The 21,284-nt window shown below is 62.5% G+C and carries 12 protein-coding genes and 4 pseudogenes; 5 read left to right on the top strand and 11 right to left on the bottom strand.

Annotated features, from left to right (window positions below):
* Positions 1-87: 87 nt before the first annotated feature.
* Positions 88-1,263 (top strand): annotated as a pseudogene (gene tnpC / locus OU995_RS13940) (IS66 family transposase); the annotation flags it as partial.
* Here tnpC (OU995_RS13940) and ltrA read toward each other — a convergent pair.
* Positions 1,197-2,717 (bottom strand): group II intron reverse transcriptase/maturase, encoded by a 1,521-nt coding sequence (gene ltrA / locus OU995_RS13935; protein ID WP_267836126.1) that lies wholly within the window; start codon positions 2,715-2,717, stop codon positions 1,197-1,199. The pseudogene tnpC (OU995_RS13940) and the gene ltrA overlap by 67 nt on opposite strands.
* A gap of 343 nt (positions 2,718-3,060) precedes the next feature.
* Here ltrA and OU995_RS13930 point away from each other — a divergent pair.
* Together OU995_RS13930 and OU995_RS13925 are read left to right on the top strand one after the other, a co-directional pair.
* Positions 3,061-3,294 (top strand): annotated as a pseudogene (locus tag OU995_RS13930) (transposase domain-containing protein); the annotation flags it as partial.
* 23 nt (positions 3,295-3,317) lie between these two features.
* The gene (locus OU995_RS13925; RefSeq protein ID WP_267836125.1) at positions 3,318-3,800 is read left to right on the top strand and encodes a hypothetical protein; all 483 of its coding nucleotides are present in this window, start codon (positions 3,318-3,320) and stop codon (positions 3,798-3,800) included.
* Positions 3,801-4,211: 411 nt separating this feature from the next.
* Here the strand turns inward: OU995_RS13925 and OU995_RS13920 are convergent, their stop codons facing one another.
* The 4 genes from OU995_RS13920 to OU995_RS13905 all read right to left on the bottom strand — a co-directional run bounded on the left by OU995_RS13920 (position 4,212) and on the right by OU995_RS13905 (position 7,183).
* Complete coding sequence (locus OU995_RS13920; RefSeq protein ID WP_267836260.1) at positions 4,212-4,805, bottom strand: IS630 family transposase; 594 nt, start codon at positions 4,803-4,805, stop codon at positions 4,212-4,214.
* 23 nt (positions 4,806-4,828) lie between these two features.
* A complete protein-coding gene (gene tnpC / locus OU995_RS13915) occupies positions 4,829-6,385 on the bottom strand; it encodes an IS66 family transposase (RefSeq protein WP_267833239.1) in 1,557 nt (518 codons plus the stop codon).
* 76 nt (positions 6,386-6,461) lie between these two features.
* Entirely contained in the window at positions 6,462-6,794 is a 333-nt protein-coding gene (gene tnpB / locus OU995_RS13910; protein WP_267833238.1) for an IS66 family insertion sequence element accessory protein TnpB, read from the bottom strand.
* The gene (locus tag OU995_RS13905; protein ID WP_267833237.1) at positions 6,791-7,183 is read right to left on the bottom strand and encodes a transposase; all 393 of its coding nucleotides are present in this window, start codon (positions 7,181-7,183) and stop codon (positions 6,791-6,793) included. The genes tnpB and OU995_RS13905 overlap by 4 nt, the downstream gene beginning before the upstream one ends.
* A gap of 94 nt (positions 7,184-7,277) precedes the next feature.
* Here OU995_RS13905 and OU995_RS13900 point away from each other — a divergent pair.
* A pseudogene (locus tag OU995_RS13900) lies at positions 7,278-7,787 on the top strand (IS630 family transposase); the annotation flags it as partial.
* 228 nt (positions 7,788-8,015) lie between these two features.
* Here the strand turns inward: OU995_RS13900 and OU995_RS13895 are convergent.
* Together OU995_RS13895 and OU995_RS13890 are read right to left on the bottom strand one after the other, a co-directional pair.
* Complete coding sequence (locus tag OU995_RS13895) at positions 8,016-9,326, bottom strand: IS1380 family transposase (RefSeq protein ID WP_267831753.1); 1,311 nt, start codon at positions 9,324-9,326, stop codon at positions 8,016-8,018.
* Positions 9,327-9,507: 181 nt separating this feature from the next.
* Positions 9,508-10,881: an IS5 family transposase gene (locus OU995_RS13890; RefSeq protein WP_267835475.1), complete on the bottom strand. Its 1,374-nt coding sequence runs from the start codon at positions 10,879-10,881 to the stop codon at positions 9,508-9,510.
* A 281-nt stretch (positions 10,882-11,162) separates the two neighbouring features.
* Here OU995_RS13890 and OU995_RS13885 point away from each other — a divergent pair.
* A pseudogene (locus tag OU995_RS13885) lies at positions 11,163-11,327 on the top strand (IS66 family transposase); the annotation flags it as partial.
* 238 nt (positions 11,328-11,565) lie between these two features.
* Here OU995_RS13885 and OU995_RS13880 read toward each other — a convergent pair.
* From OU995_RS13880 to OU995_RS13865, 4 genes are all read right to left on the bottom strand, one after another.
* Entirely contained in the window at positions 11,566-13,725 is a 2,160-nt protein-coding gene (locus tag OU995_RS13880) for a protein-disulfide reductase DsbD family protein (protein WP_267836259.1), read from the bottom strand.
* 129 nt (positions 13,726-13,854) lie between these two features.
* Complete coding sequence (locus tag OU995_RS13875; RefSeq protein ID WP_267836124.1) at positions 13,855-15,417, bottom strand: thioredoxin family protein; 1,563 nt, start codon at positions 15,415-15,417, stop codon at positions 13,855-13,857.
* 41 nt (positions 15,418-15,458) lie between these two features.
* A complete protein-coding gene (locus OU995_RS13870) occupies positions 15,459-17,726 on the bottom strand; it encodes an aminotransferase class V-fold PLP-dependent enzyme (RefSeq protein WP_267836123.1) in 2,268 nt (755 codons plus the stop codon).
* A 424-nt stretch (positions 17,727-18,150) separates the two neighbouring features.
* Positions 18,151-21,084 (bottom strand): M16 family metallopeptidase, encoded by a 2,934-nt coding sequence (locus tag OU995_RS13865; RefSeq protein ID WP_267836122.1) that lies wholly within the window; start codon positions 21,082-21,084, stop codon positions 18,151-18,153.
* Positions 21,085-21,284 lie beyond the last annotated feature (200 nt).

Genomic DNA, 21,284 nt, shown 5'->3' with positions numbered 1-21,284 from the left:
GCGACGTGCTGCAGCGGCGGCCGAAACAGCGGGGGCGGTCTTTCAAGTTGCTGACCCGACAGCACCGACTGCCAGGAGCCCGGCTGCGGACGCGCCATGAAGCGCATCGGCGAAGACGTCACCGAGCGGCTGGACATCGTGCCGGCGGAGTTCTTCGTGCATCGCCACATCTACGGCAAGTGGGCATGCCGGCACTGCCAGGTGCTCAAGCAGGCGCCCAGCGTGCCGGAGATCGTCGAGGGCGGCATCGCCGCCAGCGGGTTCCTCGCGCACACCGCCATCAGCCGCTTCGTGGACCACCTGCCGTACTACCGGCAGGAGAGCATCAACGCCCGTTCACGCGTGCACACCCCGCGCTCGACCTTGGCGGCCGGCGCGGGCCAGGTCGGCGCAGCGCTGGAACCGTTGTACGAGCTGCACAAGCACTTCGTCCTGGACTGCCCGGTGCTGCATGCGGACGAGACGTCGGTGGCCCTGCTGGACCCCGGAGCGGGCAAGACCCGCAAGGCCTACATGTGGGCCTACGCGCGAAGTTGGCACGACGCGATGCCGGGTGTCGTCTACGAATTCTGCCGAGGCCGCGGGGCGCAGTACCCCGTGGCATTCCTGGGCGGCGACGACAGGCTCGGCTTGCGACGATGGACCGGGACACTGCTCACCGACCGCTACGGTGCCTACGACACCGTGGTCGACCCGCAGCGTTACCCCGGTCGCATCAGCGCTGCCTGCGCGGCGCATGCACGCCGCAACTTCGAAGAACTGACCAAGGTCGGCACCAGTCCCGTCGGGCTGGATGCGCTGCGGCGCTTCGCTCGCATCTACGAAGTCGAGGGTGAACTCAAGGGCCTCGATGACGAACAACGAAGAGCTCAGCGGCAACGACTGGCCAAGCCGCTGTGGGAGGAGCTACATCATTGGCTGAGTCTGGAGCGGCGCCTCGTTGCCGATGGCGGCGCCACGGCCAAGGCGATCGACTACACGCTCGGGCACTGGGTGGCGCTCACACGCCACCTCGAAGATGGCGCGGTGGCCATCGGTAGAGTAGAGATGTGGCGCGGTGGCAGTAGGTCAAGGCATCGCTGTTTCCGCCCCTTTCGGTTGGCGGTGCCCTATGAGCCCGACCGTAACTCCGTCTCCACATCCCCCTCGTCGAACCGGACGTGCGGATTTCCCGCATCCGGCTCTCTTCCGACGCATCAAGCCTTCGCGTTCGAGCGGCCGCGCTTAATCGGCAGCAGGCATATCAGCCCCAACTTTTGGTAGAGGTACTGGTCGGAGTATTGGCGGTACCCCGTCCCCCGCTTGCCGCTTCGTCTTCGCAGCCAGATCCTCAGACGCCTCGCGGTGTAGTCGTCAACGGACTTGTAAATATCTTTAACAGGCCCTTGATCGAAGTAGTTCGCCCAGCCGCGCAAGATGGGGTTGAGTTCTTCAACCCGGTCCGCCGGCGTCGTGGCGTTCCACCGGTTGGTCGTCTCGTCGTGTATGCGTCCCCGCAGGCGCTTGATCGATTTCTTCGACGGCGCCGTGCCCCAGTAGGGTCGGCCCCGGAACCCGTAGAACTTGCCCACGGTGTAGCCCAGGAAGTCGAATCGCTCGTCGGGCAGCTTGACCAGTCGAGTCTTCGTTTCGTTGACCGTCAGGCCGAGCTTGGACATCAGTCGCCGCATCGTTGCCATCGCCTCCTCCCCCATGCCGTCACGACACAGGATGACGAAGTCGTCGGCATAGTTGACCACCTCGGCTTGCAGCCGCCGCGCGTACCCACCGTGATACCACGCCAGCATGAAGCGACGGAAGTACAGGTTGGCCAGCAACGGCGAGATCACTCCCCCTTGGGGCGTGCCACGGTTTGTGTCGCGCGCGACCGTCGTGCGGATTTCGCCGCCGCCGGCCACGCGCTCAACCACCGGCGCGTCAAGCCACTGGCGTATCGTCGCCAGCACCGTCCCATCTGAGACCCGACGTGCGGCGCAGCGCAGCAGGTCTCCATGCGGAATTGTGTTGAAGTAGTCAGCCAGATCGGCGTCTACCACCTCGCGCGCCCCACGATCGGCAATGCCGAAGTGAATGCGGCGAAGCGCCATCTTGGCATCCAGGCCTTCGCGGAAGCCGTACTGCCAGGGGAACAAATCTTCGTTGAAGATCGGTCCAAGAACCAACAGCACCGCCATTTGCGCGACCCGGTCGCGGATGGTTGGAATGCCCAGGGGGCGTTGCCCACCATTTGCCTTGGGGATCCATACACGCAGCAGGGGCGCGCACCGGTACTGCTTGGTGCGCAGCTCCTGCCTCAGTCTTTGCAGCCAGTCTTTCAGCCCTCGGTCTTCGATGATCGAGAAGCTCTCGCCATCCACGCCCGGCGCACCGCGATTGGCGCGGCACCTCCGGTACGCCTCGTGCAAGACATCTTCCCGGCACACCTTGTCCCACAGGCTGTAGAACTTTGCAGCTGCTTCGCTCTTGGCTTTCGCCTGTAACGTGCTCTGCAGGGTTCGAACCGAATCGAGCGGGGTTGCTAGGCTTGCGCCAATCCCCGGGCTCTTCCCGCTTTGCACCTTCGCATCGGAACAGGGGGCCTTCGCTCCACCAGCGTTACCCAGCTTCATCACTACTACACCCCCATCCGCCATCCGCAACGGCCGACTTCCATCCCTCACGAGATCGTCGTTGCCCAGCAGCCAGCCGAGCACCACCACGGACTTCCCTTGTTGCACGGTCGATCGGTTGTCATGCGTGCTGCCACCACTACCCCGGTGGACGCGGTGCCTGCATTTCACGCTCGCTTGGGCACCGCCGTCGGCCTTCCTCGTTGTTATGGCGAGTCGGCATCCACGACGAATTTTCGAGGCCTGCTCAGTGTTCACTCACGTTGCGGCCCGCATGACCTGCTTGCCTCCAAACGAGGCGTTTTCAGGCAGTGCTTCAGTCCATTCGTTACCTCCTGAACCGCTCCCTGTGCTTCCGGCTGGAGCGCGAGTTCGCCGGGTCGGACTTCGGGTTCGGCCAAGGACCTCTCCCGTCACCGACGGATCAACCGTGCCTTAGCAAGGCACACACAACAACCTCATCGAGCGGCAGATCAAGCCCTGGAAACTCGGGGCGAAGAACTGGCTGTTCGCCGGCAGCGCGTTGGCGGGCCAGCGCGCGGCCGTGGTGATGAGCCTGGTGCAGTCGGCCAAGCTCAACGGTCTGGATCCGTGGGCCTACCTGCGCGACGTGCTGGCGCGCATCCACACGCACCCGAACCACCTCCTGGAAGAACTGCTGCCGCACCGCTGGCGGCCCGCGTGACGATGGGAAGGATCACGGCCCCTGTGATCGCGCAGGCCCACGTCGGTGTCCAGCGGATGAGCTTGGCGCAGAAGGTGGCGCTGACCGACGAGATCTTCAAGGAGCAGCCCACCTTGCTGGCCTCGATCCTGGTGTTGCCACGCATGGGCGTGGCCATGGAGCAGTTGGATGTGGCGATACACGTACTGCTGGTCACGTTCCAGGCGATGAAGCGCAGCGACCATAAGTGGCCCGCCGTCACGGAGGCGATCCAGGAAGGATGCCTGCAGCGCCTGACGGCCCGTATGCGCTTCAACGAGGGGCTGCCGCCCGCGTTGGTTGCCCAGATCGTGCAGCAGTTCTGTGACGAGCATTCCGAGCGCTTCCTGCTTGCGTTCGTCTACGGCTATCTCGGCGACCACGACCTCTGGGCTGTGCGTACCGAGGCTGAGAAGTACCTGGTGCTTGCCACGCTCAACCTCGTGGAGTGCATCGCCTTCGTCGGATCGACCGCTGCGGCGAGATAGCCCCGCCTTCGGGCCAGGTCAAGGTGGCGTCTCCAGACGCTCACACCCCTTCGTCGCTATAGCGACTGACGAGGACGTCGTCGCCATGCTCGTCCGTCGCGAAGGTGAGACGCTGACGGCGTTACTGCGACGGCTTGATCGTGCCGTGGGGAAATACTTCGAAAGCGGTCAAATCATCGACGAGGTCTACGACCTCTGACCAATGACGTCCGGCGCGTCAAGATGGTCGGACCAGACGCTCACGGTTAAGTGGGGACGAAGACTGTCAGTTCAGTCGCCTCGTCTCAAGATGCAGGTAATTGACCGCTTACAAATGTAGAACGAGCTGGGGAACATGAACCTCTCCTGACGGGGCCAGTGGACCTCCCAACTGCGGTCCTGCCTAGTGCAGTGCGCCTCACTGTTCTGTACTTATTCGGCCGAATTCAAAAGGGCTGCCTTGGCCCGCGTGACCTTGGCGAGGATGTCGGAAGCGCGAGCCGTCCAGATGAACGGTTTGGGATCGATGTTGTGATGAGCAACATAGAGATCGATGGCCAGCTCGAGTTCGGCCACGCTGGTGAAGCTGTCACGTCGAATGCGCTTGTCGGTGATGTCGCGGAAGAAGCGCTCGACCATGTTCAACCAGGAGGCGCTGGTGGGCGTGAAGTGCATGACAAACCGCGGATGTCGAGCCAGCCATCTCTGGACATCGGGATGGCTGTGAGTGGCGTAGTTATCCACGATCAGATGCAGACCCAAGTCCTTGGGCGTGCGGCGATCGATGTGCCGCAGGAATTTGAGCCACTCGCTGTGACGGTGTCGCGGCTGGCACATCGAGATCACGCGGCCATCCAAGGTGTTGAGCGCAGCGAACAGCGTCGTGGTGCCGTGGCGCTTGTAGTCGTGGGTGAGAGTGCCGGCGCGCCCGCGCTTCATGGGCGTATGCGTCCGCCGAACACACCTTGACGGCTGCGGTTCGGAATATGGCGCGCATGCCCCGCCCCTGAAACCGTGGGTGGGAATCAGCGTCCAGCGGCGAAGAGGCTTCAGCTCGGTGACCAGCGGTGCGGCAGCAGCTCGTCGATCCGGCTTGCCGGGTGCGTCGGCAAGCGATCCAGCACGTCCTTGAAATAGGCGTACGGGTCGTGCCCGTTGATGCGGGCCGAGTGCAGCAGGCTCATGATGGCCGCCGCGCGCTTGCCCGCTCGCAGGCTGCCGGCGAAGAGCCAATTCGATCTGCCGATCGCGATCGGGCGGATCTGGTTCTCGACCCAATTGTTGGAGATCGGCACGTCGCCGTCGCCCACGAAGTGCGTGAGTTCCTTCCAGCGCTTCAGGCTGTAGTCGATGGCCTTGATGGTCGCGGAGCCGGGCGGCACCAGCTGCCGCTGTGCGAGCAACCATCGGTGGAACACGGCGAGGATCCGTCGTGACTTGCGCTGCCGGATCCTCTGCCGCTCCTCGCTGGTGAGGCTCTCGGCCTGGCGCTCGATGCGGAACAGGGCTTGGTAGAAGCGCAGCGCTTGCTCGCCGACCTTGCTGCCATGGTTGGCCCACAGCTCATGGAACTTGCGCCGGCTGTGCGCCATGCACTGTGCCGACGTCACGCCCTTGTCGACGCAGGCCGAGTAGCCGCTGAACCCATCGGTGACCAGCGTGCCCTTCCAGGCGTTGGGCGTCTCAAGCTGCAGAAAGTCGCGCACGTTCTCGCCGCTGCGGGTCTCGCTGAACTCGAACACCACCGCCTTGACGGGGTTAGTGCTCGGCGTGCAGTACGACCAGATGTAGGCCTTGTGAGTCTTGCCGTTGCCCGGCTTGAGCATGGCCACCGGCGTCTCGTCCGCATGCAGCACCAGGTGGCGCCGCAGTTCGTCGGCCAGGGCCTGCACCAGCGGCTGCAGCTGCGCGCCACAGGCGCCCACCCACTCCGCCAGCGTCGAGCGGGCGATCACGTGGCCGGCCCGCGCGAACACAGCTTCCTGCCGGTACAGGGGCAAGTGGTCCATGAACTTGGCCACCAGCACGTGGGCCAGCAGGCCGGTGGTCGGGATGCCCTTGTCGATCACGTGGGCCGGCACCGGTGCCTGCACGATGCGCTCGCAGCACTTGCAGACCCACTTGCCACGCACGTGGCGCTCAACGGTGAACACGCCGGGCTGGTAGTCCAGCTTCTCGGCCACGTCCTCGCCGATGCGCTGCATGGCCTGGCCGCAACCACAGGCCGTATCCGCCGGCTCGTGCGGCACGTCGCGGCGCGGCAGGTGGGCGGGAAGCTGGGCGCGCTTGGGCGCCTTCTTCTCGTCCTCGTCCTTCTTGTCGGCCTTCTTACGATGACGCTGCAGCTCGACGTCGAGCTCATGGATGTCGGTGTCCAGCGTCTCCTCCAGCAGGCTTCTCTGCTCGGGCGAGAGGGTGCTGGCGAAGCGCTCGCTCGTGGCGGCGAACTTCATCCGCTTGAGGATCGCCATCTCGTGCGTGAGCTTGTCGATGAGCGCCTGCTTGAAGGCGAGCTCGTGGTCACGCTGCTGGACCTGGGCGAGCAGCGACTGCACGGCCTGCCGCGTCTGCGGGTCCAAGGCTTCCAGTTGCTGCGCGCTGATCATGGAGAGTCATGGTGCCGAAGGCAGCGACTCAGCGCATCGGCATATCCCGCAATTGCCCGACCTCGGGCAGCTACGCTCATATCGTGCGGATGATGCCGGCCTCGCCCAGGCGTTGCCAGGGCAGGCCCAGCACCAGCGCGTCGAGCTGCACGCGCGTCAGGCTCAGCGTGCTCGCACCGTCCAGTGGCCACACGAACCTGCCGGCGTTGAGCCGCCTGGCCGCGAGCCACACGCCGATACCGTCGTGCACGAGGACCTTCATGCGGTTGGCGCGACGGTTGGCAAACAGGTAGGCGTGGTGAGGATGCGCGGCACCGAAGATGCCGACCACGCGGGCCAGTGCGGCCTCGGTGCCCAGCCGCATGTCCAAGGGCTGCACCGCCAACCAGACGGCATCGACGCGGATCAACCCAGGACCTCGCGCAGCCAGGCAGCGCTGCGCGCGTCCATCTGCAGCTCGGCCTGAACAGTGGTGTCGCCACGGCGGATCTCCACCGCAACGGTGCTCGGCGCTTGCGTCGACGCTAGTGGCAAGGTGGGCGGCGTCTCCTGCGGCATGGGTAGCTGCACAAACGCCGGCACCACCGCCACAGTGTCGTTGTGTCCACTGCTCGGGGCGCACTCATCGGCCTCTCGAACCCAGCGGCGCAGCATGTTGGCGTTGAGGCCGTTGGCCAGAGCCACCGCCGCCGTCGAGACGCCGGGCTGGCGCGCCAGCTCGATGACTCGCGTCTTGAACTCTTCCGAATGCCGGCGCCAGCTACGCCCAGTCGGTGTCCTCGGTTCCTCTGTGCTCAAGTCTGAAGTGCCCATATGTCCACGAATTTGGTCGTGGACACAAGCATCCAACTCCGGTCACCGGACTTCAAGGTGACTTCGGCGGACGCATACGCCCATGAAGCGCGGGCGCGCCGGCACTGTCACCCACGACTACAAGCGCCACGGCACCACGACGCTGTTCGCTGCGCTCAACACCTTGGACGGCCGCGTGATCTCGATGTGCCAGCCGCGACACCGTCACAGCGAGTGGCTCAAATTCCTGCGGCACATCGATCGCTGCACGCCCAAGGACTTGGGTCTGCATCTGATCCTGGATAACTACGCCACTCACAGCCATCCCGATGTCCAGAGATGGCTGGCTCGACATCCGCGGTTTGTCATGCACTTCACGCCCACCAGCGCCTCCTGGTTGAACATGGTCGAGCGCTTCTTCCGCGATATCACCGACAAGCGCATTCGACGTGACAGCTTCACCAGCGTGGCCGAACTCGAGCTGGCCATCGATCTCTATGTTGCTCATCACAACATCGATCCCAAACCGTTCATCTGGACGGCTCGCGCTTCCGACATCCTCGCCAAGGTCACGCGGGCCAAGGCAGCCCTTTTGAATTCGGCCGAATAAGTACAGAACAGTGAGGCGCACTGCACTAGCCCGGATCTTTCACGAGTAGCGTACTGGATGGGTTCGCGGCGCTGATTTGCTTGTCCGAACGACGATTTGAGGCGCGTCGTGGCCGTTTGCTGCGTTGAGCTTGGTTGATGACACACACCCAGGCGCGATTACCCCTTCCCCGGCTTGGGTTGCGGGCCGGTTTGGTGTCAACGCGCGGGCCAGGCACTGGATGAGTTGCTAGGGGCTGAGGGCGCCAGCAGCGGCCAGGAAGACATGCTTCATCGGGTGAGCCGATGCCAGCAGGACCCGCACGCGGCGGGTGTTGCGCAGCACGGCCGCGCCAATCTTCAGCAGCCTGGTGCGGATGGTGGCGGTGCAGGCCTGGGCCAGCTCGGTGCCTTGCAGCGCCAGTCGGCGCAGGTTGATCATCAAGGTGTACGCCAGCGCCGCCAGCAGCAGCCGCAGCTGGTTGGCCCGGAAGCGGTGGCAACTCGCACGCCGGCCAAACAGATCGAGTTGCGCTTCCTTGATGCGGTTCTCGGCTTCGCCACGGGCGCAGTACCGGCGCTCGTACAGAGCCTTGGGCGATCCCGGCAGGTCGGTGACGATGAAGCGTGGGTTGACACCTTGCTCGCCATGCTCCAGCCGCGCGATGACGCGACGCTCCTTGTCCCAGGTGTGGGCCGCGTACTGGAACTCGCCGAACATCCGTTGCTTGCTGCGCCTGGCAGAGAACTGCTCGGCCAGCGCCAGTTCTGCCAGTGCTACCTGATCGTTCAGACGCGAGTTCTTCTGCAGCCCGATGATGTAGCTCACGCGCCAGCGCTCCAGGCGCTGCAGCACGCGCGGGCGGCAAAACCCCGAGTCCGCCCGCACGATGATCTTGGTCTTCGGCCACGCGCGGCGCAGCGGCACCAGCAAGCGCTTGATCAGCGCACTGACAACGCTGGCCGGGTCCCGGTCGCTGGGGCGCAGCACGCAGGCCAGCAGGTCCTGCCCGGCGAAGACGTACAGCGGCAAGTAGCAGTAGTTGTCGTAGTAGGCGTGGAAGTGGCCGCGCTCTTGCTGGCCGTGCAGCGGCACATGGGTGGCATCGACATCGAGCACCAGCTCCTTGGGCGCCTTGGCGTGGCTGGCGATGAACTGCTGCATCAGCACGTCGTGCAGCACCGCCGCATGTTCGGCCGTGGCCGCCGTCTCCAGGCGGCTGAGCGTGGGCGCGCTGGCCAGCGGCTCGGCACGACCCACGGCCGTTTGCATCAACAGATCGCTGCGCAACACGTTGTGGTCGCACACGTCCGACCAGCCCAGACACAGACCGTAGATGCGCTGCGCCAGCAGGCTGCGCAGGTCGTGCTGGACACTGGCGAGGCGACGCCCGTCGCCCAGCGCCAGGGCAGCCGCGCGGGTCAGACCAAGGCGCTCATCGACCCGCTTGAGCAACAGCACGCCGCCGTCACTGACGATGTCACCACCATCGAAGGCGGCCTGGACTACACGCCTTCCAACCCGTCCGAATTCAACGGTCGCATCGGTACACTTTGGCATCGGCAGTCCTCGGTTTCCATAGGGGGTGAGATACCTATGAAAACGCGCCTCGGCACGAGGCTGCCGACCTGATGCTCATGAAATATCCGGGCTAGGAGCAATGATGGCGGCCGGTAAGGTGCATGTTGCTTGCGCTCAGGCCGTGTTTGACCCTGGTCAGTCGGCCCTGAACAACTCGTTTTCAGCCCTGAGCCAGCACGGCGCGCCGTGCGATGAAGGCTTTGGGTGCTGATATTGGGGCGGCCTTACGCAGGGCCAGCGTGGCCGCCGTCGCGATCAGCCCCAACAGGGCGCAATAAAGCACCCGCAGGTGCGCCAGGATCATCCTCAGGTTGTGCCCAGCGCCACACAGGATCGCGTGCAGCGCATCGCCACTCGCGCCCTTGAGCCAGTTCTTGGCCAGCAGCCCGTCGGACTTCATGTGCCCGATCATGGGCTCCACGACTTGTCTGCGCTTGAGCAACTTCTTCAAACGCTTGGGCAGTCTGCGCGTGTGGCTGATCAGCAGCCGCGTGCCCTCGGGCGGCTCCACGCCGCGGTAGCCCCGATCCGCCAACACGATCTTGGGTGCTTGCCCCGTGAGGATGCCCACCTGCTCCAACTGGCTGCCCACCGTGTGTCCGTCATACGGATTGCCCGGCATCGATCGCATTCCCACGACGAGCCCTTCTTGGGCCGTCACTGCGATGGACACTTTCACGCCGAACTCGTAGGGCGTTCTGGCCTTGCCCTTGGCGATGCATTCCGCCTCGGGCGCGTGCAGCGCATACAGCTTGTTCTTGTCGCCACGCTTTTGGGCGTGCAGTCGAGTCGCAATGTCGAGTTTGGCCTTCAGTTCGGGCCCGATCTCACCAGCCTTGCGTTGCACGTCGCGGATGACACGGCCCAGCCAAGTTCTCAGCTTCCTGATCTCGCGCTGCATGCGCCGGTATTGCTTGGCATGGGCGTAACGCCCGGCCTGGTGCTCGGCTGCTTTGCCGACCCGGGCGTAGCTCTGGCGCAACTCGATCCTGGCGTCTTGCGCAGCCTCGACGAGTTGCTCACGCGCGCGGTTGAGCAGTCGGCTATCGGTCGGGTGCGCAATCGCCTTGGGTTGCACCGTGGTGTCCAGCACCACGTGGTCCAGGCTCTGGCGCTTGATCACGCCGCCCTTGCGTGCAGCTTCAATGGAGTGGGCCAGTAGCCATTCGCAGCCGGCCTCGCCGATGCGCTGGCGCCAGCGCACCAGGCTGGAGGGATCGCAAGGCAACTCGTGCTGGAAATAACGCTCACCGCTGAAATGCTGCCAGTACGGGTTCTCACGCCAGCCCTCACACACGTCCTCGTCGCTCAGCGCGTACATGTGCTTGAGGTACAGCAGGGCGGCCATCAGCCGTGTGGGCAACGCAGGGCGGCCAGTGGTGGAGACAAATTGGGGACTCCACTCGGCTTCAAACGCCTGCCAGTCAATCAGCGCCGCCAAACGAACCAGTTCGTGACGCTGGTTGATCAGGTTCAGCAACTCAGTGCGGAACAAGTCCTGATCGGCGCGTTCGTCGGCAGGCTTGGGACCCATGAATACCTCAGTGCAGTTTGCAAGGAATTGATATCGATTCGACCTCAATCCTGCAAATCACACCATCGGCATTCACCCCAAAACCCCAGCATTCATGCGGGTTGGCGGAGTTTTTCAGGGTCGACTGGTCATTTCCATGGAAACTGACCCCGATAGCGGCGTTCCGGGCCGAAATGGGACGGTTCAAGCCTAGACGTACACGAACTTCTTAGTGTCGCCAGCCAAGAACTCGTCAATCAACACTTCGGCCTCTTCCCCAATGATCTGCTCAAGCTCGTCAGCAACGACTGGCCAAGCCGCTGTGGGAGGAGCTACATCAATGGCTGAGTCTGGAGCGACGCCTCGTTGCCGATGGCGGCGCCACGGCCAAAGCGATCGACAACACGCTCGGACACTGGATGGCCCTCACCCGCCACCTCGAAGATGGCGCGGTGGCTATCGACTGATTTCCAGGGGCAACCTCAGTCCTCGAATGTTTGTCGTGGAGACAAGCATCCAAGCTGGGCTGCAGCACTTCAAGCTGACTTGGGCGGACGCATACCCTGAAACACGTTCTTGGCCAGATCGAGGCCGATCATCATAATCTCGATGGCGGACGCTCCTTCCGATCAAGTGGTTGCTGACACATCCACTGTGGCACTTCGATGCCGTCTACGGGTGGGGGCGTCCATCCCATTGAACACGTCAATTCTTGAATGCGCGAAGAACAATTTCAGGCGTGAGCACTTCCGGCAAGATCACGGGCTCAGCGTGCTTTGATCCATATACGAGATTGAAGGGCACGGCACCACGCTTCCACTTGGCGAGCTCCGCAGTGATGCGCGGGTCTGCATTTGTCCAGTCAGCCCTGAGCAGGGCTACCTTGTGGTCCCGAACGTAGTCCTTCATTTCGCTGGATGAGAAGACCAGCTTTTTGTTGGCCTGGCAAGTAGCGCACCAGCGTGCCGTGAAGTCGAGGTAGACCGGACGCCCCTCCATGCGAAGCTGGGCGACACGTTCAGGGCTCCAATTTTCCCACACAAGTTCGTTCGGAGACTGCGGGCGAGGCCAGCCCATCCCCCACCCCAGCGCAAGCAAGGCAACAGACATTGCGGTGAACGCGCGAGCTCGGCCCGGTGAGGTGCCAGGATGCTGGTAGTGCCCGTAGAGCCAGACTGCCAGCGCCACAACGGTCAAACCGAGCAGCACGGTAAGCAACCCGCTCTCGGTTGTCTGACCCGCTAGTACCCACACTAGGTACGCGACCGTTGCATACAAGGGGAAGGCCATCGCCTGCTTGAAGGTGTTCATCCATGCACCAGGGCGCGGAAGCCTCTGCACAGTTTTAGGGAACAGGGCAAGCAGCAAGTAGGGCGCCGAGAGCCCCAAGCCGATCACGGTGAAGACGCCAAATGACTGGACAATCGGTAGCGTGAGTGCTGCACCAAGCGCGGGCGCGAGGAACGGCGCGCTACAAGGGGTCGCGACAACCGTCGCCAGGATCCCGGCGAAAAACGAGCCATGAACTCCGCTGCGCTGCTGCAGGCCTGAACCGACACCAGTGGCGCTAAGCCCGAACTCGAACACGCCGCTTAGGCTCATTCCGAAGATAAGCATCACAACGGTGAGGCCGAACACAAACGGAGCCGACTGCAATTGGAAACCCCAGCCAAGCTGCTGCCCGCTTGCGCGCAACAGTGCGAGCGCACTCGCCAGCACCCAAAAGGACAACAGCACACCGAGTGTGAACATCACGCCGTGCATCGTCACTTTACGCCGATCGTTGCCCGCCTCATTGACGAACCCCAGGATCTTGATACCAAGCACAGGGAACACACACGGCATTAGGTTCAGGATCAAGCCACCGGCGAACGCCAGCACAAAGATCAGCGCGCCCGCAGCCGCAGGCGCTTCGGACGATTTCGCTTGCGCGGCGCTCGCGCCTTCTGAGGCGGACGTTTGCGCGAAGGTTGCGGAAGGCCGATCATCCGGCTCGCTCGCAAGCGCGGCATCCGCCTGTACGGCGCCGGACGGCACGGTAACACCCGGCGGACCAAACGGCACGCCGACCGACACTCCTCGGTATCGCCCCTTTTCATCGGTGTATGTCAAGACTCCGACCAGCTTCGCTGCGGACAATGGGGCTTCGTCATCGATGGGCAACAGCATACGCAGCGTGTCGCCATTTGAGGTCTCTTGCGCCTTATCGTACTTAATGTAGCCGTCAGCACTGATGAAGTGAGGGGACGTGATGCCCGCAACCTGCTGACCTGCGATCGTCAGCTCGACAGTGCCTTTGCCGCGCGACGCGACTAAGCTCCAACCCTCGGGTTTGCGAGGCATCTCCAGCTTGGCGAGCTCCGATTGCACTGCAGCGTTCACGATCGGCTCGGTGGCGACCACCGGAAGCGTGACGGACACTTCGTCCGACCCGGGCACGCACACATCGTTGCACATCAGCCAGTTCGCCTTGGCACGCAGGGTAACCTGCTCGCCAACCTTAGCCATCGCCGGTGCGCTGACGGTGAGCGGCAGGTAGATCACACCGTCGTAACCGTAACCGGTGATGTCCCCCTTCTTGTCCTTGATCAAGCTGGGCGTCGGCCAATTGAAACCTGTGGCCTTCCAGCCGTCAGGCAAGTTCCACTGAAGCGTGGTGGGATAGCCGGTTCCAGGGTTGAGCCAGTAACTGTGCCAATGTGGCTCATGCTCAAGCCGAAGGGCCACCGTGATGGCACGGCTCGGCTGCACCGACTCCGCGGCCGCCACCAGCGAGGCCTTGACCTGCGCTTGGACGCAGACCGGGGCGAGGAAGATCAACGCGGCGGTTACGGAGGCGAGCGTTACAAGACTAGAAATTCGCATACTCAAACGATCTCAGATAGGTAAAGCGCCGGACCGGGGCCGACGTGAATCCAGGGCGTTCTGAACCATGCCCATCAATCTAGCGCCGGGCCGCGCTGCGGCAGTGAACAGCGACCACGCGGGGGGTTATCAGATCTTGTCGATAGCCTGCTGTGTCATCAGGTCCTCGCAAGCGGCTTTGGCCCTTTCGTCGCCGCTTAGCTTCACGCACACGCTGTCGAGCTGCCTCTTGAGACGGTCCACGACGGCCGCTTGCTTTGGCCCCTGGTTCCATTTTGCAAGATCACCGGCGACGCGCTTGAGTGAGGCTCCGCTGCGGCCGTAAAACCCGCCCGGGTCCTTCGCTGCGTCGCTGAGCAACTGGGATGCCGTGCTCTCTATGCGCGCGGCGTCATCCGGACTGACACTCATAAGTGCGCGAAGGTAGGCCGAGCCCCATTGCAATCGGGTGGCAGTTCCTTCACTCTTGCTGAACGCCTCTCCATACCACCGCAACGCTTCCGCCTTCTTGCCCTGCTTCATGGCGTTACCGGCCAAATGGCTCATCAGGTAGTAGGCAGAGTGGCTGCGAGCGAGACCCGCTTTGAGCAAATCATCACTCTCGGTCCACAGACCTGCACGCGCCAGCACCTGGGCCGCGCCAGAGATAATCGATTGACGCTCATAGGCGTTCGTGACTTCGCGATCGATCCTGCCGACCTGCTCACGCACTTCGGCAAGCAGCGGGGCGGGGATCGCGGGCCGCATTTCATCCCGCGCAGCGTCGATGCGCGCAAGCTCGACCCGACTCAGCAGAGCATTCAGCCGATCAGCCCGTGACAAGGTCTCATCCTTGTTGAGCCTGGTCAGCGCGACCTCGAAATCGGCAATGAGAGACGCGCGACGCTCACCCTTCTGCGGTGCAAACGCCTGGACAAACGTGGGCACGCGCTCCACCAGCACGCCCATCTGCGCGAGCGTTTGCACCGGGTCTTTCAAGATAGCCTGCAGCCGAGGCAGTTGGTCTGGAGCCGCTGTACTTCCCGGTGCCATGGCACTGATGGACTTCAACCAGAGGCGGGTTGTGGTTTGCGCATCACCGCCTTCGCTGGCTTTCGCAAGCCGAGCGAGCACCGCCGCCCGCTCGGTGCTCGGCACCAGTTGCTCGTTGGACTGCCATTCATGAAAGCTCAAGAGGCGCCACTCGTTGGCCGACAACTTTTTGCCCGCCAGTGCGTCCGCAATAATGGCACCGACCGTGCGACCACCCGAAATGCCAAGCTGCAGGACGCTCATCACCTGAACCGCATCCATCTCCCCTGGCAAACGGGTGATCTCGCCACCGCCTGGATTGAACAGAATCAGCGTCGGATACCCACTGACCTTGAATCGGGTGCCGAGCCTCTGTGCGCCCGGTGCATCCCCATCGATGCCCACGGCAATGTAGGCCTTGCTTTGCTCGATGAAGTCCGCCCGGTTGAAAAGCGTGGCTTTGAGCTGGTTGCACGGCGGGCACCACTTGGCGCCCCAATACAGCAGCACCGGCTTCTTTTCCGCCTTTGCCTGCGCGAAGAATCGGTCGATGTCGCCGTCACCCGCCGGTGCTTGCCAAGCGACACCTGCCCCAGCCACGGCGTGGGCGGCGGGGCAGGCCAGCAGAACGATCGCCGCAGCCCAGGCGGCAATGACGGGCGCAGGTTTGATGAGCTTCATGCGTGTAGATGCAAAAAAGGTTGAGTGGTAGGGAGGGCAGGTCAAGCTGTAAATTCAGCATCGGCCAAAATGGCCAGCTCGGGCCAGAGCGCCAGACCGCCAGCCACGCTCCAAGTACGCCCTAGACCGAGGCGGCGCAGCGCCTGCGCTGCTTTCGCACTGCGCGCACCGCTTCGACACACCAAAATTCGGCTGACACCGGGGCCGGCCGCCAACCAGTCAGAAAGCACGCCAGGCAGCGAGGACAGAGGCACGGGCTGCCGGTCACAGCCAGCGCCAAGAGACAGCGATGGACTCAAGCAGTACTCGTACCGCTCGCGAACATCAATCAACACCACCTTCAGCCCGTCCTGCAGTTGCTGCAGCAGTGCCTCCGGGCGAATCTCGACGGCGACAGCCTCGCAAACATCTGTGCGTGCGCCACAAGCCAAGGTCTGGTACTGCGTCGGGCCGATGTCCCGCTCCAATGCAGCCTTGGCGGTAGCAAAGGCCTGAGCATCCATGTGACCGTTCAGAACGGCGTCCAGCAGCGGAAGGCGAGCGGCCTCGACGCTCAGCGTGCTGGCGATCCGATCGTCATAGTCATGCCCGGGAAACAACAGAGTCTCTCGCCCCGCGACCCGGTCAAGCAGCCTCAATGAAGAGGCAAACACCAACGGCGCGCTGACGCTGAAGTCGCTGCGGCCAAGCGCCCCCGGCATTACGGTGTCGCCGACGAAGGCGGCCAGCAGCCGATCCCCTTCCACCAGCAGGTAGGCGCAGGAATCCTTCGTGTGCCCCGGTATCGCCAACTTGGTGATGCGGCGCGCTCCCAACTGGATGGCTTCGCAATGCAGGGGCCAGCCCAACGGCGACCTGGCGACCGGCTCCGCCAGCTCGGCCGGAAGCGCTCGCCACAGGTCTTGCGCAGAGGAGGCATGGTCCCCATGGGAATGCGTATCCAGCACGGCGACCAGCATAAATCCGCGGCAGCGCACCCACTGCGCCAGTCGATCCGTCAGTTCCGGCAGCGGGTCGATGACCAAGCAACGCTTTGAGGCTGAGTCGGCGACCACGTAGCAGACGGCGCCGTCCACGACATGGCGGATGATGCCGTCAGGCGGCAATGAATGCCGCTGACCGTCCACGGTGATGCCGCTGTCGCGCAGAGCCTGGCCACACTGGAGGATTCGCTGGCAGGCCTCACCGATCAGAGACTCGGACGTTGTCGGACCAAACGACATGCGCACCGCTGAACCACAGCGCCAGTGCTCCAGCCCCATCGCCTGCAGCACGTAGCTCGGCTGAGCCGCCGACGCGCCACATGCAGAGCCACCGCTGACGCGGATCGACGCCGCGTCGAACAGGTCCAGCAAGACCTTGGAACTAACGCCAGGAACCGAGAAGTTGATCGTCGTCGGCAGGCTCAGGTGGGGATCGGCATTGAACACAATCCCCTGAAAAGCTTCGCGGAGCGCCGCCACCAGTCGGCCCCGAAGCTCCTCCAGCTTCGCAAGCGGCTTGAACATCTCCCCGCTTTCCAGTTCGTCCAGCACCGCGCCCAGGGCTGCAATGCCCGGCATGTTTTCCGTGCCTGAGCGCATCGCCCCTTCCTGGCCGCCACCAGCCATAATCGGCGTTATCGGAGCGCCTTCACGCACGTACAACATGCCAATCCCCTTGGGGGCGTAAAGCTTGTGTCCCGAGAACGGTGCATAGTCGATCCGCCGCCGGGCCAGTTGCAGATCAAGCTTCCCTAGCGCCTGGACGCTGTCAACCATCCATAAGGCGGGGCTGTGTTCCAGCACGTCCCGTATGCCATCCAGATCGCTGATGACGCCAGTCTCGTTGTTGGCCGCCATGGTGCAGACAAGCCCGGCTCGGGGTGCATGAGCGCGCAGCCAGCCCAAATCGTGACGGCCGTCTGTTCCGACGGGGATGGCAAGCACTTCGAAATTCAGTTGCAGCAGCGCGTTCCAGTGCTTGATAGCCTCGGGAACCGCCTTGTGCTCCGTCGCGCCGTACAGCAAGAGAGAGTAGCCATCTCCGCCCTTGTGTCGACGCTCACGCAATGAAGACAGCGCCGAGAGAACTGCCGTCTGGATACCTTCCGTGGCGCCACTCACGAACAGCAACTGGCCATCGCGGATATTCAATACGCGACGGGCACTCGCCCTGACCACATCGATGATTACGCGTGCCTTCAGGCCAGTGCCGTGAACGCTGCTGGGGTTGCCGAAGCGATCCGACATGACCTCGATCGCGGCATCGAGTGCCTTGCAGCTGACTGGCGTCGTCGCGTTGGCGTCTAGATAAATTTCTGTAGGCACTTCTTTAGTTCCATGGACAAAAACAGCACACGTCACTGTAGCGACGCGGGTGTAGATTCCTGTTCCCTATAGGGGTGGCATGACCAGCTACATGCGCAAAAAATATGCACCCAATCGGCCAGTCATAAAATGGAATTTCCAACCGAGAGGTTTGGCGACAACTTCCTAGCTCGGCAGGATCAGCTTGGCGGCCTGGGCACGCGAGTCGCGTCCACGCAGGCCGACGCTTCGCGGCCACCCGCCCCTCCAGCCCGATTCCAAACACGCGGCGGCTCGCGGAGAGTTTGCGCATATGTACCGGAGATTTCGGAGCCCCCACCCTTGTCAGCGAAGCACCGCACCTAGGATTGACGACCGCGCATGAATGCGCAGGTTTGCGGTCTATCTACCGCAAACCATGCGCTCACGGTCTCAAGCTAGGCAGTCATTCTGGAGACTGAATCACTTCCACGGGCAGACCGAGATTTTGAAGTTGCGGAAGGACTTTAGCCTTGTCCCCGACAACCACCCAGGTGAACTCATTGTTCACGATCAGATTGCGTGCGGCGTCATTTAGGTCTTCCACTTTCAACGACCGGAGGTTTGACGCTTCCGTGGTGATGTAGTGGAATGGACGCTGATAGAGAACATCATTGCGCATTTGCGACATGATTTGCAGCGACCGCAGGAAGCTGCTTGGCTTTTCGCGGATGCTGTTGCCGATAGTCTCGTGGAGTTCTTGCTCGGTCACGCCCTTGTCACGCAGGAAATCCCTCACCAAAGTGCGCAGCTCAGCAATGGCATCGCCAGTCCGATCCGCCTGCACCGGGGCGACAACCGCAAACTGAACCTGATTTTTATAGCGATAGATGTTGGAACGCGCACCATAGGTCCAGCCCTTCTCCTGCCGCAAATCCTTGTTGATGCGCGACAGATAGTCGCCCCCGAGGACTTTGTTGGCCTGAGTGAATGCAAGCAAGTTTGCCGAACCCTTCACCGGCAACACCTTGCCACCGTAAATGACGGACTGGGACGATTTCGGAACATCCACGAACAGGACTCGCGGCTTGTTTTCCGGAATGGCAGCCGCGAAGTTCTTTTCACCCGCCGAAACAGCCGCTGTCCTCCAGCGCCCAAAGCGGGCCTCAAGCTCGCCCTTGACTTCGGCTAGCGTCGTCTTGCCCACCACGAAGATTTCCAGCTTGTCCGGACGGATCCAGGCCTGGTGGAATGCAGCCAGATCTGCCGGTTTCAATGCACCAACCACAGCCGCTGAGCCGTTGCCTGAAGAGGGGCGCCCGTATGGATGCTGCGAGCCAAACAGCGTGGCGGCCAGCGTGCGGGAAGCGATCGCGTGGGGCCGCGACAGTTCCTGCTTGATCGCAGACAGGCGCAAATCGCGCACACGCGCCACCGCCTGGTCTGCAAAGGCAGGGTTCATAACGATATCCGCCAGCAAGTCCAACGACGGGCTCAAGTTCACCGTCAGGGCGGTCAAGTCAATCTGGGTTCTATCCATCGTGCTGCGGAATTGGAGCGACGCGCCCAACTTTTCCTTTGCTGAAGCCAGCTCGATGTCGTTCTTTGACTTTGTCCCTTGCTCCATGGCGGCCAGCATCAGGGATTGCACACCGAGGCGGCCCGCACTGTCCGAAGCGATGCCGGCATCAAACGACAAGGACACATTGACGAAGGGCACCACGTCGCGACGCGCAAAGTGAACCTTGATGCCGTTCGAGAGAGTGGCGCTTTCCACCGCCGGGAAATCAACGTCGGCAACCTCGCGGAAGGCGGGTATCTTCTGGCTGCCAGCAACAGCCTGCCCAACGCCAGCGCCCCCCTCTGCCTTGGGCGCTCCGGCCTGTGAGATGGCGGCTGCGGTGGATGGAGATGCGGCGGAGGCCATGGTCGGCGAAACTCCGGGCGCCGTAGCCGGCAAAGCCGCGCCAGTGCCGGCAGTCGGGCCGACGACCTTGGACTCTTCGTAGGCCTCTCGTTCGCCCGGGAGAACCGTCAACGCCAACACAGGTCGAGACAGCCATTTTTGCAAAGCGGCGGTGGCCGTCGCGGGGGAAACATTCGCAAATGCCCGCAACTCGTCCTTGAAGGCATCCAACTTACCTCGCCCGAGCAGCCCATCGGTCATCACGACGGCGCGCTCGCCTACGGTTTCCAGCGCACGCATGTAATCAACGGCATTGCTCATCGCCGCCCGATCAATTTCTTCCTGGTTCGGACCAGTTTTGATGTAGCTGGCCACCATCTCGTCCAGCCTTTTGGACACGAGATCCACATCCACGCCAGGCTTGACATCGACCTGTATCTCGAAAAAGCTCATATGCTTGTAGGCGTCCACATATGAGACAACGTTAACCGCCAGCTTTTCATCGCGCACCAGGGCGTTGTTCAAGCGCGAATTGGCCAGTCCTCCCAGCGCATAGGCACCCACATCGAGCGGGATGCGATCGGGCTCTGCACCGCCCGGGACGGCCCAATAGCGGTAAATACGCGCTTGCGCCACCCGATCCTTGATCACCATGTCCTTACGGGTCGGCAGCGATGGCACCTCAACTTTGGCTTGGACCACATCCTTCCCCCTCGGGATGGCGCCAAACCATTTCTCCACCTTCGCCTTTGCAGTGGCGATATCGATATCCCCCGCCAAGGTCAGCACAGCGTTGTTGGGACCGTAATTGTCTTTGAACCAAGCCTTTACATCGTCCAGGCTGGCCTTGTCCAGATCGGCCATGGAGCCGATGGTGGAGTGGTGATAAGGATGTCCCTCAGGCAGCAGTCCTTCGAGTTTGGCGTATTGCACAAGACCATAAGGCCGGTCGTCGCCCTGGCGCTTTTCGTTCTGCACAACTCCGCGCTGATTGTCGAGCTTGGCCTGCGTCATGGCCCCCAAGAGGTGCCCCATGCGGTCGCTCTCGAGGAACAAAACCGCGTCCAGATTCGGCGTCGGCACTGTCGCGAAATAGTTGGTTCTATCGAACGAGGTAGTGCCATTCAACTCCGTCACCCCAGATCCCAGCAGGGATTGCATGAAGTCGCCCGGCGCATTTTCTGAGCCGCTGAACATCAAATGCTCGAACAGATGGGCGAAGCCCGTCTTACCCTTCGGCTCGAGCCCCGAGCCCACCTTGTACCAAACCGCCACAGCTACGACAGGCGCGCGACGGTCTGTTTGCACGACGACTTGCAGGCCATTCTTCAAGGTGAAGGTCGTGTAGGGGATATTGATCGCGTTGATCAATGCCTCGGCAGGAGACGTAATGGGCGTGGCGGCCAACGCCGACGTAACAGGCATCACGGCGTTGACCGCAAGCCCTGCAGCCGCAGCGCACAGGGTGAGCGCACCAAAGTGGCGTTTAATCATTTCAACGGCTTCCTAATTTATTGGCGTATCGCCAAAAGGTTTTCTTCCAAAGTCAACTGGCTCTCAATTCAATATGCCATAAATTGGTCGCCAGTTTATTAGGGCACTGACTGGTAGATATCGTTCATGCATTCAATATTGCGCAAACGCGATCAATGGGCGAATGCGATAATGCCCTATTATTCAGCTCCACTCAACCC

Origin of the sequence: Roseateles sp. SL47, from assembly GCF_026625885.1 — a bacterium.
GTDB lineage: Bacteria > Pseudomonadota > Gammaproteobacteria > Burkholderiales > Burkholderiaceae_C > Roseateles.
This window is presented reverse-complemented; position numbering and strand designations above follow the sequence as displayed.